10 protein-coding genes and 1 pseudogene are annotated in these 13,766 nt (G+C 74.0%); 6 read left to right on the top strand and 5 right to left on the bottom strand.

Features of this window, described 5'->3' with window-relative positions; translation table 11 throughout:
* The 4 genes and pseudogenes from ACFYWM_RS39030 to ACFYWM_RS39045 form a co-directional block, all read right to left on the bottom strand.
* Nucleotides 1-133: pseudogene (locus ACFYWM_RS39030) on the bottom strand (ABC transporter ATP-binding protein); the annotation flags it as partial.
* Entirely contained in the window at nucleotides 130-522 is a 393-nt protein-coding gene (locus ACFYWM_RS39035) for a GntR family transcriptional regulator (RefSeq protein ID WP_389925064.1), read from the bottom strand. The gene ACFYWM_RS39035 and the pseudogene ACFYWM_RS39030, both read right to left, overlap by 4 nt.
* Nucleotides 523-941: 419 nt before the next feature.
* Nucleotides 942-4,076 carry a BTAD domain-containing putative transcriptional regulator gene (locus ACFYWM_RS39040; protein ID WP_389925067.1) on the bottom strand — a complete coding sequence of 1,045 codons (3,135 nt, stop codon included), beginning with the start codon at nucleotides 4,074-4,076 and terminating at the stop codon, nucleotides 942-944.
* A gap of 211 nt (nucleotides 4,077-4,287) precedes the next feature.
* Nucleotides 4,288-4,638 carry a spore germination protein GerW family protein gene (locus tag ACFYWM_RS39045; RefSeq protein ID WP_389925070.1) on the bottom strand — a complete coding sequence of 117 codons (351 nt, stop codon included), beginning with the start codon at nucleotides 4,636-4,638 and terminating at the stop codon, nucleotides 4,288-4,290.
* Between the two features lie 173 nt (nucleotides 4,639-4,811).
* Between ACFYWM_RS39045 and ACFYWM_RS39050 the strand changes: the two genes are divergently transcribed.
* The 3 genes from ACFYWM_RS39050 to ACFYWM_RS39060 all read left to right on the top strand — a co-directional run bounded on the left by ACFYWM_RS39050 (nucleotide 4,812) and on the right by ACFYWM_RS39060 (nucleotide 6,987).
* The gene (locus ACFYWM_RS39050; RefSeq protein ID WP_389925241.1) at nucleotides 4,812-5,474 is read left to right on the top strand and encodes a HEAT repeat domain-containing protein; all 663 of its coding nucleotides are present in this window, start codon (nucleotides 4,812-4,814) and stop codon (nucleotides 5,472-5,474) included.
* A 6-nt stretch (nucleotides 5,475-5,480) separates the two neighbouring features.
* Nucleotides 5,481-6,485: a HEAT repeat domain-containing protein gene (locus ACFYWM_RS39055; protein ID WP_389925073.1), complete on the top strand. Its 1,005-nt coding sequence runs from the start codon at nucleotides 5,481-5,483 to the stop codon at nucleotides 6,483-6,485.
* 226 nt (nucleotides 6,486-6,711) lie between these two features.
* Nucleotides 6,712-6,987 (top strand): hypothetical protein, encoded by a 276-nt coding sequence (locus tag ACFYWM_RS39060; protein WP_389925076.1) that lies wholly within the window; start codon nucleotides 6,712-6,714, stop codon nucleotides 6,985-6,987.
* A 159-nt stretch (nucleotides 6,988-7,146) separates the two neighbouring features.
* Here ACFYWM_RS39060 and ACFYWM_RS39065 read toward each other — a convergent pair whose 3' ends face one another.
* Nucleotides 7,147-7,584 carry a hypothetical protein gene (locus tag ACFYWM_RS39065; RefSeq protein ID WP_389925079.1) on the bottom strand — a complete coding sequence of 146 codons (438 nt, stop codon included), beginning with the start codon at nucleotides 7,582-7,584 and terminating at the stop codon, nucleotides 7,147-7,149.
* A gap of 346 nt (nucleotides 7,585-7,930) precedes the next feature.
* On the opposite strand from ACFYWM_RS39065, the gene ACFYWM_RS39070 reads away from it, so the two are divergent.
* The 3 genes from ACFYWM_RS39070 to ACFYWM_RS39080 all read left to right on the top strand — a co-directional run bounded on the left by ACFYWM_RS39070 (nucleotide 7,931) and on the right by ACFYWM_RS39080 (nucleotide 13,598).
* Complete coding sequence (locus ACFYWM_RS39070) at nucleotides 7,931-9,538, top strand: carboxylesterase/lipase family protein (protein WP_389925081.1); 1,608 nt, start codon at nucleotides 7,931-7,933, stop codon at nucleotides 9,536-9,538.
* Nucleotides 9,539-9,641: 103 nt separating this feature from the next.
* Nucleotides 9,642-10,211: a TetR/AcrR family transcriptional regulator gene (locus tag ACFYWM_RS39075; RefSeq protein ID WP_389925084.1), complete on the top strand. Its 570-nt coding sequence runs from the start codon at nucleotides 9,642-9,644 to the stop codon at nucleotides 10,209-10,211.
* Nucleotides 10,212-10,658: 447 nt separating this feature from the next.
* Nucleotides 10,659-13,598, top strand: a complete 2,940-nt coding sequence (locus ACFYWM_RS39080; RefSeq protein WP_389925087.1) for a hypothetical protein — start codon at nucleotides 10,659-10,661, stop codon at nucleotides 13,596-13,598.
* Nucleotides 13,599-13,766 lie beyond the last annotated feature (168 nt).

Genomic DNA, 13,766 nt, shown 5'->3' on the forward strand with positions numbered 1-13,766 from the left:
TCGTCTTGCCGGCTCCGTTGGGACCCACCAACCCGACGACGTGGCCCGCCGGGATGTCGATGGTGCACTCACGCAGCGCCCAGCGCTTGCCGTACCTCTTGCCCAGTGCCTGGGCGTGTAGGACGGGAGTCACGCTATGTCCTCCTGAGAGGTGGTCCGAAAGGTGGTCATGAACAGCGCCTCGATGCTCTCGTCGTCGAGGCCGGCCCGGCGGGCCTTGGCCAGCCAGCGCCGCAGGTCCTGGCGCAGCGGGCCGTGCGCGGCCAGCGAGGCGTCGGCCAGCGTCTTCGTCACGAACGTCCCCACGCCCGGCCGGGCCGCCGCCAGGCCCTCGTGCTCGAGTTCCCGGTAGGCCTTGAGAACGGTGTTGGGGTTGATCGCCAGTTGCGCCACGACCTCCTTGACGGTCGGCAGCTGGTCGCCCTCGCGCAGCAGGCCGAGCCGCAGCGCCTGCCGTACCTGCTGGACGAGCTGCAGGTACGGCGAGATCCCCGATCTGCCGTCCAGATGGAACTCGATCACTGGTTTCTCCATTTATCTAGCTTGCTAGTACTTTAGACCACTCCATGTTAAAGGATCATAAAGATCGCCGCATCGGCCGTCGGGATCGAGGAACGGGCGACCGTGGCCCGGGGGCCGCGCAAGGCGTGCGGGAGCGAGGTCGTACTCATCGGCGGGGGGGAGACCCGCCGATGGCGGTGGATCTCCTGCGACCACCCGGGGCGGGGGCGGGCGAAGCGCCCGCGGGTCGCCCGGCCGGTCCGGCCCGGCCGAAGCGGCGCCGTCCTGCCCCGGAGGCACGCGCCGCACGCAGGACCTCGCCACGGCGCCGCCCGGCCGGCCGCGGACCAGCTTCCCGGACGAACCCGGACGAGCCCGGTGAGCCTGGACGAGACCACGCGGACTCACGCCGATCGGTTACCCGTGGGCGCGCCCGGCGTTCACGACGCGAGCGTGATCTCGGCCAGCTCGCGCCAGTCCCGCCGCCGGCCGGCGCGGGTCTCCTCGGCGAACACGGTCTCACCGAGGCGGTCCATCGCGCCGGTGGCGATCCTGGGGACGTCCGGGTGCGAACGATCGGGCGTACCGCGCACGCCGTCGCTCGCCGCGAGCAGTCGCGCGGCCTGTTCGTACTGTCCCCGGCGCAGCGCGAGGTCCGCGATCCCGATCAGCACCTCGGCGATCAGCGGCGGATAGGCGTACTCCACGACCGCGCGGAACGCCTCGGTCCGGTACGCGCGGACCTCGTCGAGATCCTCGGTGAGGTAGCCGTACAGGTCCAGGGTCCTGGCCTGGACGGAGTCGGCGCGTTCGGCCCGCGCGGCGGCCAGGTGCCGGCGTGCCTCGTCCGGCTCGCCGCGCCAGCGCGCCAGCTGCGCCTTCGACAGCGCCAGTTCGGCGAGCGCGTCCAGCCAGGTGATCCCGCCCGCGCACCGCTGCGCCTCCGCCATGGCGGCGGCGCTGGACCGCTCGTCGCCGAGCAGCCAGTACAGCTGGGCCTGCCGCGCCCGCAGGCCGACCACGTCCTCGGCCGCGCCCACCTCGACCAGCGCCGCGACCGCCTCCTCGTGGTGCTCGCACGCGCGTGCGAGCTCGCCGCGCATGGCGAGCCGGTCGGCCAGGAAGGTGAGCGCCATCGAGATCCCCCACCGGTCGCCCAGCGTGCGGAACTCGGCGAGGGCGATCTCGGTGTCGGCGTCCACGTCGGTCGCGTCGCCGCCGAGCGTGAGCCGCAACCGGCCACGGGTGAGCCTGGCCTGCGCGCGCACCCACGGGTCGCCGTCGGCGATGAGCGGCTCGAACGCGGGCAGGAAGTCCGTCGGCTCCCGCAGCATCCGCTCCAGCGGCCCGACGAACCCGAGCAGCGGGTTGCGGTACTCGCCGCGCCGGGTGAGCCGGTGCGCCTTGTCGATCCACTCCCGTGCCTGGTACTGGTCGCCGACCCCGGAGGTCATGAATATCGTCACGACGGTGTACGCCATCGCCCGCACCTCGTCGGACACCTCACCGGGCAGCGAGGCCGCCGCGACGCTCAGCTCGGTGCCCTTGGCCCGGTACCCGACGAGGAACCAGTACCAGCCCACGGCCCCGACCAGCCGCATCGCCTCCTGTGCCCATCCCTCGGCGATCGCCCCGCGCAGGCCCGCGTCGATGTTGTCCTTCTCGGCGTCGAGCGTGGACAGCCACTCCATCTGCTCGGCCCGGCGCAGGTGCGGGTCGGCCGTCTCGGCCAGCTCGATGAAGTAGGCCAGGTGCGCCCGGCGCGCCCGCTCGCCCTCCCCGGCCTCGGCGAGCCGGTACGCCGCGTACTCCTTGATGGTGTTGAGCATCCGGTAGCGAGGCGCGCCCTCGCCGTCGGCGATCAGCAGCGACTTCTCGATCAACGCGGTCAGCACGTCGAGCGTCTGCTCCCCGGCGGACGCCTCGTTCCCGCACACCCGTTCGGCCGCCTCCAGGCTCGCCCCGCCGGAGAACACCGACAGCCGCCGCAGCACGCTCCGCTCGGCCTCGGTCAGCAGGTCCCAGCTCCAGTCCACGACCGCGCGCAACGTCTTGTGCCGGGGGAGCGCCGTACGGCTGCCGCCGGTCAGCAGGCGGAACCGGTCGTCGAGCCGGCGTGCCAGCTGGTCGACGGACATGGTGCGCAGCCGTGCCGCGGCCAGCTCGATCGCGAGCGGCATCCCGTCGAGCGCCCGGCAGATCCCCGCCATCGCCGACAGGGTGTGCGCGTCGGAGCCGATGTCCTTGCGCACCAGGTCCGCGCGGTCGCGCAGCAGCCGCACCGCGGGGGAGGACCCGGTCACGGAGGGGGGCGCCTCCTTCGCGGGCAGCGCGAGCGGCTCGACCTGCCACAGCACCTCCCCGGTGATGCCGAGCGGTTCCCTGCTCGTGGCCAGGACGCGCAGGCTCCGGCACTCTCCCAGCAGCCGGTCCGCGAAGGCCGCGGCCGCCTCGATCACGTGCTCGCAGTTGTCCAGGATCAGCAGGATCGCGCGCTCCCGGACCGCGGCGACGAGCCGGTCCATCGGTTTCCCGCCCCGCGCGCCGCCGAGCAACGCCTGCTCACGCAGGCCGATCGCGGTGAGGGCGGCCCGCGCCAGGTCATCGCCCGCCCGTACCGAGGCCAGCTCGACCAGCCACGCCCCGTCGGGCAGCCCGGCGAGCATCGCCCGCGCGGTCTCGGTGGCCAGCCTCGTCTTTCCCGAGCCGCCCGGCCCCGTCAAGGTGACCAGCCGGTGGTCGGCAGCCAGGGCGGCGACAGTGGAGACGTCGTCGTCCTTGCCGACGAAACTCGTCAGCTCGGCGCGCAGGTTCGTCCGGCGGTTCTCCGCCCGCTCGCCCAGCTCGCCCCGCAGCAACGCGGTGTGCAGCGCGGAGAGCTCGGCCGACGGGTCGGCGCCCAGCTCCTCGGCGAGCCGCTCTCGCGTCCGCTGGTAGACGGTCAGCGCCTCGGTCCCGCGCCCCGCCTCGGCGAGCGCCCGCATCAGGGCCGCCACGAACCCCTCCCGAAGCGGATGCGTGGCGACCAGCCCGGTCAGCTCGGAGACGAGCTCCGAGCCACGGCCGAGGCGGATGTCGGCGTCCACCCGGTCCCCGAGCGCGGCGACGTGGAGGTCGTCCAGGCGCGCGACGGCGGCGTCGAACACGTCGCTGTCGCGCAGCGCGATGTCCGCCATGGCCGTGCCGCGCCACAGCGCCAGGGCCGAGCGCAGCAGCTCCGCCCGCGCCGCGGGCTCGGCGGCGCGAGCCTGGGCGACCAGGCGCTCGAACCGGCACACGTCCACGGCGTCGGGAGCCACGGCCAGCCGGTAGCCGCCCGAATCCGCCTCGATCGCACCGTCCGGCAGCACCCTGCGGAGCCTGGACACCAGCGCCTGCAGGGCGTTCACCTCGTCCGCGGGCGGCCGCCGCCCCCAGATCCAGTCCACCAGCCTCCCGCGTGAGACGCTCCGGCCGGGTTCGAGGGCGAGCGCGGCCAGCAGCGCGCGCAGCCGGGTACCGGGAACCTCGACCACGGCCCCGTCGGCGTTCCGGACCCCGAACGGCCCGAGCAGTTCAACTCGCACACCAGTCATTGTGCCGAACCACGGCGACGGCCCGAGCCGCTCGCCGGGCAGGCCCGGCCCTCCCGAACGATCATGGGGCGCCGGGCCGGGCCGCCAGGTTCGATCCCCGTCGGTCTCCGGCGCGGGCGCGTCGCAGGACGGGGGGGCGCCGGCGAATTCGATGCCCGTCGGTCTCCGGTGCGGGCGCGTCGCCGGGCGAGGGGCGCCGGCGAATCGGTGATCATGAACGGCGGGCGCGCCTGCGCGCGAACGCGCGCAGGGTGAGCAGCGCGACGACGGCCACGACCTGCCCGCCCAGGATGATCCTGTTGTAGTCGATCGCGGGCTGCCAGCGGACCTCGCCGTCCTTGATGACGTAGACCCCCGCCGGGACCGCGCCCGCGCCGAACCCGCCGCCGGAACCCTCGGCCGGGTTCTCGCCGCCCTCCTGCCTGCCGCCGCCGCCTCCGCCGCCCCCGCCGACGCGGGCCACGGGGATGACGGTGACCCCGTCCTGCGTGATCGGCTCGCCGAACACGCGGCTGACGGTGGCGGAGTCGCGAACCTTGTCGATCATTCCGATGATGTCCATGTCTTCCCTTCGTCGCGGTGACGGCCGCGGCCGCCGTGGGATCCGAGGCTTTCACCCCCGCCGGACCCGGCGGGCGGAGGGGGCCCGGTGATCTCGCTTGACCTTGACACTGTGACAAGGCCTTCACTGGGGTCAAGGAGGTGGTCCCGATGACCATGTCGGAAATGTCAGAAATGTCGGAACAGGACGAGGGTGTGACCCGGGCTTTCCGGGGGCTGGAGGACGGCCGCCCGTCGGTGCGGCTGCGGGCGGCGCTGGCGGCCGGCACGACCCCCGACCCGCGCTTCGTCGGCAAGCTCGTCGAACGGTGCGCGATCGAGCCCGAATTCTACGTACGCGACATGCTCACGTGGGCGCTCACCCGCCACCCGGCGCCGCTGACGGTCCCGAGGCTTCTCGACGAGGTCCGCTCGGAGCGCGCGCAGGCCCGGAGCCAGGCGCTGCACACGCTGTCCAAGATCAAGGACCGGCGGGTGTGGCCGGCGATCACGCGGGCGCTGCTGACCGACGCCGACGAGGAGGTGGCGCGGAGCGCCTGGCGGGCGGCGGTCGTGCTCGTGCCCGAGGGCGAGGAGCCGCGGCTGGCCGCAGTATTGTCGACACAGCTCGGGCGTGGTGGACGCGAGACGCGGTTGAGCCTCAGCCGGGCGCTGGTCGCGCTCGGTGAGGTGATCTCCCCGGCTCTGCGCGCCGCGACGACGGCTCCGGACCCGCGCGTGCGCGCGCACGCGATCGCCACCGAACGGTTGCTGCGCGACCCGGACGCCGGATTCGAGTTCGCGATCGAGGAGGCGAAGCGCGTCGTGGCCCTCGGAGGGAGCGGCCGGGAGGAGTGACGGGCAGTGTTGATCGGTGATGTGGCACGACGGTCCGGGGTCAGCGCCCGCATGCTCAGGCACTACGACTCGCTCGGCCTGGTGCGCCCGACGGGCCGTACCGTCGCCGGCTACCGGGAGTACTCCGAGGAGGACATCCGGCGCATCTTCCATATCGAGAGCCTGAGGTCACTGGGGCTGTCGCTGCGCGAGGTCGGGCGCGCGCTCGACGACCCCGGCTTCGCGCCCTCGGCGCTCGTCGACGACCTCATCCGCCAGGCGCGGGAACGCATCGCGGCCGAGACGGAGCTGCTCACGCGGCTCCGCCGGATCGGCGCCGCGGAACCCGCGGGCTGGGAGGACGTCCTCCAGGTCGTCGCGCTCCTGCAGGCGCTGGGCTCGAAGAGCGCGGGGAGGCGCCAGAGCGCGGCCCTGTCCTCGGGAGAGGAGGTCTCGATGCCGGTGGAGGCGCTGGTCGAGGCGGCGCTGAGCGAGACGGACCCGCACGTCGCCGGAGCCCTTCGATGGGCCCTGGCGCGGTCGGGCGACGACGGGCTGGCGCTGCTGGCGGAGGGCCTCGGCTCACCGGCGGCCGAGGTGCGCGAACGCGCCGTCCGGTCCATCGCCGAGATCCCGGACGGCGAGGCGACCGCGCTGCTGCGCGGCGCCCTCGCGCACCCCGACCTCGTGGTCCGCAGGTACGCGGCCCTGGCGCTCGGGGGGCGCGGAGGGGCCGACGCGGTCCCGACGCTCGTCGACATGGTCGTCGAGGGGGCGAACGACGTCGACGCGGCCGACGCGCTGGGCGCGCTGGCGGACCGTTCCGCGTCGGCGGACCGGATCGCCGCCGAGCTCGTCGATCGCCTCGCCCGCGACACCGTCGATTCGCCCGCGCGCCGGCGACTGACGCAGGCGCTCGCGGACATCCCGGGAACCACGGCGTCACGCGCCCTCGCGGATCTGTCGCGCGACGAGGACCGCGGCGTCGCGCTCACCGCGACGTACATCCTCGGGATGCGCGACACGCGGTGACGGATCCCCGCCGGGGGCCGACCGGCTCCGCCGGGTTCCAAGGGCCGGCAAAGCGGAACAAGAAGATCTTGAAGGGGAGTTGCGTCACCACGCGGAGTGACGGCGAGGTGAGCGGGCATCTGTCCGGTGGGCAGTCCGGCCGCGCGGGGGCCGCGCCGATCGGCGCCGTCGTCGCGCCGGAGCCTGACCGCCACCGTCCAGTGAACGACGATCCCAGGAGAAGCCCATGGCCAACGTGCCCAAGCAGCCCGTCACCGACGACAGCATCGTCGTTCGCCAGCTCAGCCACTACCAGTTCAGCTGGGTCGCCGGTGAGCCGGGCCGGCCCGGTGCCTACACCCTGCAACTCGTCCTGGACCAGGGCGCCTGGGAGGAGGTCCTGACGCTGGACCCCGACGACGCCGACAATCTCCAGGAACTGCTTTCCAGCGCCGGGACCGTCTTCTACGACGTCCGGCGGCGCACCCTGATGTTCGGCACCACTCCCGTCGGCCGAGGCTGAGCGCGATCCGCCGCCGGCTCCCCGGCGCGTCCGGGGCACGGCCACCGGCGATCCGCCCTCGGGGCTCGCCCCGGGGCCTTTCCGGAACACCGCGGGAGCGCGGCACCGCGCCCGGCCGGCTGAGGAAGGCCGGGGGCGGTGCCGCGCGGGAACGGCGGATCAGGCGACGGCACCGATCCGGTACCGGCCGCCGTCGCCGCAGCAGAACTCGTAGTCCCGGGTCACGTCCCCGTTGATGGTCTGGCCTCCGATGACGTCGTCGGGGTCGAGGTCGTCGACCTCGACGAGGCGGAGCTGGGCGCCGTTGGGGACGCACTTGTCGACCTCGACCCGCTGGTTGACGGCCATCGAGACGTAGGCCGAGCCGGCCGGCCAGATCTTCACGCCGTTGCTCGTGAGGAACACCTCGTCGCGGCCGCTCTCGGTGACCGCGAGGGCCCGGATGCCGTCGAGGAACACGCCGGCGCCGCAGGTGAGCGCGGCCTTCCCCTGTGCCGGGGTCGCCTCGGCGACCGCCGCCGAGGTTCCGGCCAGCGCGAGGCATCCGGCCATCGTGGCCGAGGCCGCGAGCCTCGACAGTTTCCGCCAGGTACGCATGTCGGTTCCCTTCTGTCGCTTACGGAGTTCTCTTCGACTCGCACTCGTGTGCGCTTTCCGTTCCGAACGCCGGTGACGCGCGTTCGCGCCGCGCGTACCCTCCAGTGCCGGTGGCCGCGTGGCCTTGCTTGCTCGCACCAGATCTACGGCACGGTCGCCGGCGCGGACCACGACCGAGCACGCTCCTGTCGGTAACCCTGGAGTTCGTGTCCGTTTTCGACAGGGTGCGCCCCCTGGACAGGCGGCCCTCTCCGGCTCCCGGGGCGCTCGGGAAGGACATTTGTCCCGGGGCGTTCGGGATCGATGGATCTGCTGGAGCGGCCCGTCCGCTGACAGCGTGGAGGGCATGAGACGGATGACGACGAGTGCCGCGATGGCGGCGACGGTGCTGGTGCCGGCGTGCACGGGCGTGCCCGCGGGGCCGGCGCCGGACAGGAGCGACGAGAGCGTGGTCCGCACGGACGCGGGAGCCGTACGGGGAACGGCGACGGGGGAGCACCGGATCTTCCAGGGGATTCCCTACGCGGCCCCGCCGGTGGGGGAGCTGCGCTGGAGCTCGCCCGCGCCGGTGAGACCCTGGACCGGGATCAGGCGGGCCACCGAACCGGGCAGCGTGTGCCCGCAGGTGGGAAGCGACTACGCGAAGGTGACCGGCTCCGACGAGGACTGCCTGTTCCTCAACGTGACGGCGCCACGCACGCCGGGGAGGAACCGGCCGGTGATGGTGTGGATCCACGGGGACGGGGCCCTGGGCTCCGGCGACCTCGGCGACGTGCGCCGGATCGCCACCCGTGGGGACGTGGTGGTGGTCACGATCAACTACCGGCTCGGGGTGTTCGGGGGATTCGGGTACCCGGGACTCGGGGGGTCGGGCACGTACGGCCTGCAGGACCAGCAGGCGGCGCTGCGCTGGGTCCGCCGCAACGCCGCCGCCTTCGGCGGGGACCCGGCGAACGTGACGGTGTTCGGTGTCTCGTGGGGCGCGCTGAGCATCAGCGGGCACCTGACCTCGCCGGGCGGCGAAGGGCTGTTCGACCGAGCCGTCATGCAGAGCGGCGAGGGCATGATGGACATGCTCGCCGGCAGCATGGGCGAGGGCGTCCCCGCCTACCCCTCCTACGCCTGGCGCACGGTCGCGGAGGTCGAGCAGATGGGGACGCACGTGGCCCCACGGCTTGGCTGTAAGGACCTCCGCTGCCTGCGGGCCCTGCCGGTGGAGAGGATCCTCGAGGTGCCGCAGATCATGAACATGTTCCAGACGTACGCCCACGGAGGCGAGACGCTGCCCGGGTCACCGGCCTCGCGGATGCGGGCGGGCCGTTTCCACCGGGTTCCGGTGATCTCCGGGGCGACTCGCGACGAGCACCGGATCTTCGTCGGGCTGTTCCACGACGTGGCGGGCAGGCCGGTCACCGTCAAGCGGTACGGCGAGCTGCTGAGGACCGCGTTCGGCAGGGACGCGGCGAAGGTGCGCGCGGAGTATCCGGTCTCCCGGTACGGCTCCCCGGGGCTGGCGTGGGCCGCCGTGCTCACCGACCGCATGTGGGCCAGGGCCACCTTCGAGCAGAACCGGCTGATCGGCGCGAAGGCGCCGACGTACGCTTACCAGTTCGCCGACCGCCGGGCCCCGATGTTCCTGCCGTTGAAGACGGACTTTCCCTGGGGCGCCTACCACGCGGGCGACATGCCGTACCTGTTCACCGAGAAGGCGGTCACGTTCACCCCGGCCCAGCGGAGGCTGTCGGACCGGGTGATCGCCTACTGGACCAACTTCGCCCGGACCGGCGACCCCAACGGGAAGGGGCTGCCCCGCTGGGAGCGCTTCGACCGGACCGCCCCCGTCCCGTACACCCAGTCGCTGGAGCCGGACGCGATCGGGCCGGTCGACTACGCCGCCGACCACAACCTCGCCTTCTGGGGCCCGGCCGCCTCGGCCGGGCGCGCGACGGAATAGCGGTCCGGTACCGCCGCGAGGGCTGCGGCACCTCGCCGACATGTCGATACCGAACGTTCTATCTGCTAAGCTCCCGGTAACGGCGACGAACACTGGAGGTCAGGTGTCCGAGGCACGCGCGCGACTGCTTGGAACCGCCACCCGGATCTTCTACGCGGAGGGGCTCCACTCCGTGGGAATCGACCGGATCGTCGCGGAGGCGAAGGTGACCCGCGCGACGCTGTACCGGCACTTCCCCAGCAAGGACGAGCTCGTCGTCGCGTATCTGCGGGGAGCCGACCAGGCCATCCGCGACCGGGTCGGCGAGGCCCTCGGCAGCGACCTGCCGGCGGCCGACATCGTGCGAGCCGTCGCCAGGGCGATCGCCGAGGACATCGCGTCGCCCGGGTTTCGCGGATGCGCCTTCCTCAACGCCGTGGCGGAGTATCCGAACCCCGAGCACCCCGTGCACAAGGCCGTCCTCGCGCACCGCGAGTGGTTCCTGCGCACCGTCGTCGACCTGCTCGCGCGAACCGGGGAGACGCCGCCCGAGCCCGCGGGCCGGCATTTCGTCATGCTGCGGGACGGCGCGATGGTGGCGGGCTGCCTGGCCGACCCGGCGGCGGTCCGCGAGACGTTCCTGCAGGGCGTCGAGGGCATCCTGCGGTTCCGCGCGGGCTCCCTGGCCTCCTGACGTCGAGGAAGCGGGCGATGTTCTCCAGGCGGCCGCCTCGGCGACGTCGCCTTCGAGGGCGCGTACCGCCAGATCAAGATCGATGAGGCCGCGGGCGTCCGTCTCACCGCGATCGACGGCGACGGCGACGGCGACGGCGACGTCGGGGTCGGGGTCGGCACCGGCCACGGCCGCGTCAGCAACGCCCTCAGGAACAACGGCGCCGTCGAACCCGACATCCGCGCCACCACCTCCCAGGGCGACATCATCGCCCGCGGCCTCTGAAGGAGCAGGACCATCGCCGAGATCCCGCCGGACCGTCGCCGACGACCCGGCGGCCCGGTCCGGGAAGGGGAGGCCACGTCATGACCGCGGCCACGCGCGCCGGTGCCGACCGGGCACACACCTGATCCGGGAACGGGGAGGTGAGGCCCGGTTCTGTCGGAGCCGATCTCTACGGTGTGCGACATGACGACACCTCCCCCCGTGAGCGGGGCCTGGCCGGGCGTGCGCGCGGCCGTCACCGCCGGCGACCCGGCCCTGGTCGCGGACGCCGTACTGGCCCTGGACGAGACCGGGCGCCGCGAGGTGGCTCGCGAGCTGCCCGGCCACATCGGCGTCGCCAGGAAGGTGAGCGAGGAAGACGACCGGCGCCGGGGCGTGTGGACCGGCGGCGAGGAATGGATCGAGCCCGTGCGGGTCGCCGGCGCGGGCGCGCTCGGCGGGGCGGCGGCCGTCGCGACCTGGCTCTACCGTCGCGACTTCACCCGCTGGCGGCCGCCGCTCGACTCCGGGCCGCTGCTGCGCGTGATCGCCGCGCGACCGCCGGAGTGGCAGGCCGACCTCGCCGTACGGCTGGCCCTGCGGCTGCGCGGCAACCGGGCCCAGGCCAGGGACGACAGCATCCCGCTGGCCCTGGAACTGCTGCGCCGCACCGGCGCCGTCCCGCCCGGGCACGACCCGCTCACGACCGCCTGGGTGTCCCAGCCGCCGGATCTGGAGCACGACCCGCTGGCCGGGCACCTGGTGCCCCGGCTGTTCGAGGCCGAGGGCGTGGGCCGGGCGCTGCGCGAGGACAACGTCGACCCGCCCTCGTGGGACACCGGTCGCCGCACCTGGCTGGGAGCGCTGCGCGCCGAGGTCGCGGCCGGCCGGTTGGCTCCCGAGCCGCTGGTCGACGGCTGCCTGCGCCGGTTGCTGCGCGGTGGCAGCGCCACCGACCTGCGTTTCTTCGCCCGCCTGCACGAGATGCTCGCCCCGGCGCCGAGCGGCGAGCGCACCCGCGACTATCTGCGGCTGCTGCCCGCCGCGCCGGGACCGGTGGCCGAGCTGGCGCTGCGGCAGCTGCGCGGCGCGGGCGGGCTGAGCGGCGAGGAGGCCGGCGAGGCGGTGTCGGCGCTGCTGTTCCGCCCCGAGGGCAAGCTGGTACGGGCCGGGCTGACCCTCCTGGACCGGGCCGTACGCGACGCGGGCAGCGACCCCGGCGACCCCGGCGACCTCGACGAACTGGCCGCGGCGCTCGCCTCGGCGTTCCTGTGCGAGTCCTACGAGGTGCGCGAGCGCACGGTGGGCCTGGCCGTCAAGCACGCCCGGCGCTTCACCCCCGCCGGGGCCGAGGCCGTCCGCGAGGCGGCGAGCGTGCTGCCCCCCGAGCTGGCGGCACGGCTGTCGCAGGACTACGGCGTGGTGGTGGCGGCCGAGCCGGAGGCGGCCGACGACTTCGAGCCCGTGCCGTTGCCGCCGTTCGAGCCGCTCGCCCGCGAGCCGTTCCCGCCGGCGCTGGAGGATCTGACCGCCACCTACAACCAGGTCGGCGACGTCGTCACCTTCGAACGGTGGCTCGACGGCTTCGTCCGCGACCCGTCCAAGCGGCCACGCCCCGGCCGGGGCCGCATCTACGAGCGGCGCCACTGGGTCCACCTCGAGGAGTGGACCGAGGCGCTGCTGCGCGAGGCCGCCGACCCCGGGCAGGAGCCGCCCGTCCCCGAGCCCGACCGCCCTTACGAGTACGCCAGGCACGTCATCGGCGTGCGCGTCGCCGAGGGCGACGGCGAGCGCGACATCGAGGTGGACTTCGGCCGGTTGCCCGCCGAGCTGAGGGAGAGCATCGCCGCGGGCCTCAGGAAGAACGGCACCCCGCTGGGCAACCTGGAGCACTTCACGGAGGGGCCGCCGCTCGAAGCGGAGATCCTGGGCGTGTCGATCATGTCGTCGGGCAGCTGGAGAGGCCGCGACGAGGAGCGGGAGGAGACGCCGGGAGATCGGCTGCCGGACCCGCGTCACGTCTCACCGCCGCACCACGCCCTGCTGGCGCGCTGCGCCGAGGTCCACGCCGCGCTGAAGGCCGGGACGCTGCCGCCGTATTTGCTGGCCACCCCGACCCTCACCTCCGGCCGCCTCGACCCCGCCGAGCTGGTGGCCCGCCTGGAGGGCTACGAGCGGGCGGGCGTCCAGGCTCTCCCGGCCGACCTGGGGCAGGCGCTGCTGCGGCTGCCGCGCGAGGTGGACCCGGAGGTGATCGACCGTGCCGGGAAGCTGACCTCGCGGGAGGGCGCCACGCTGGCGCGCTGGCTGGCCGACCGGCCGGAGCCGCGACTGCGCGTGGACTGGGCACATGCCAACGGCGCCTACACGCACGACCGGCAGAAAGGCGAGCACGCCCCCCGGCTGCACCCCCGGATCCAGATGGAGCCGACGGGATCGGCGCTGATCGACGCGCTGCTGTCGGACCCGCGCCCCTGGACGGGCGAGGGCGACGGCGTGTACATGGAGTCCTGGCGGCTCACGCTCCCCTCGGACCGGGAGGCGGTGGCCATGCACCTGCTGCCGTACCTGCTCGGCATCTGGGAGCGGCCCGGCCACTTCCACCAGTACGTGGCCGCGCTGTTCTCCCAGGACGGGCCGGTGGGGGAGGCGACGGCCCTGCTGATCGCCGTCCAGCTGGCCGAGCTGAGCATGTTCGCCTGGCCCGAGCGCGGCCGGCGGCTGCTGCTGGGCGCGGCCGCCGCCGGCTGCCTGCCCGCCGTGGAGTGCGGGCGGCAGCTCGGGCTGTCCCTGCGCAGGGACGTGACCAAGCCGGGCCCCGTACGCTCGGCGCTGGAGGAGTGCGCGAGACAGGGCGCGCACCGGCAGGTGTGGGAGATCATGACCGGGCTGCTGCCCGTCTACCTGCCAGGACCGGACGAGCGACCGCATTCCGGGCACACCCAGGCGCTCTCCTTCGCGATCGACGCCGCCCGCTGGGCCGGAGCGTGTGACCCGGTCCCCGCGGTCGCGGAGGCGGCGGCCCGCAAGGGGACGAGCGGCTTCGTGCGCGCCGCCCGAGCCCTGCACGAACACCTGCTCGGCCGGCGGGGGCGGGCCACGACGCCGGCGCACGCCACCGGCGGCGTGGCCCGGCCCGGGTAGGGCCGCGAGGAACCAGGCCGCTCCGGCAGGGGGCAGGCGGAACGAAAAAGTACGCTGAGACCGTTCATCCAGCTCGGAACGGGCGGGCGGGGCCGCGACCGCGGGGCGGGGGCACGCGTGCGCGTCCGTCCGGGCGCCTGATCGGATCGGATCGCGGCGGTCGGGTGC

The sequence above is a fragment of the Streptosporangium sp. NPDC002721 genome (assembly GCF_042888905.1).
Taxonomy (GTDB): Bacteria; Actinomycetota; Actinomycetes; order Streptosporangiales; family Streptosporangiaceae; genus Streptosporangium.

Coding starts and splice junctions, on each gene's coding strand:
- ACFYWM_RS39040 (WP_389925067.1), bottom strand. CDS start 4,076: ATGACTGGTGTGCGAGTTGAACTGCTCGGGCCGTTCGGGGTCCGGAAC.
- ACFYWM_RS39045 (WP_389925070.1), bottom strand. CDS start 4,638: ATGGACATCATCGGAATGATCGACAAGGTTCGCGACTCCGCCACCGTC.
- ACFYWM_RS39050 (WP_389925241.1), top strand. CDS start 4,812: ATGTCGGAACAGGACGAGGGTGTGACCCGGGCTTTCCGGGGGCTGGAG.
- ACFYWM_RS39060 (WP_389925076.1), top strand. CDS start 6,712: ATGGCCAACGTGCCCAAGCAGCCCGTCACCGACGACAGCATCGTCGTT.
- ACFYWM_RS39065 (WP_389925079.1), bottom strand. CDS start 7,584: ATGCGTACCTGGCGGAAACTGTCGAGGCTCGCGGCCTCGGCCACGATG.
- ACFYWM_RS39070 (WP_389925081.1), top strand. CDS start 7,931: ATGAGACGGATGACGACGAGTGCCGCGATGGCGGCGACGGTGCTGGTG.
- ACFYWM_RS39080 (WP_389925087.1), top strand. CDS start 10,659: ATGACGACACCTCCCCCCGTGAGCGGGGCCTGGCCGGGCGTGCGCGCG.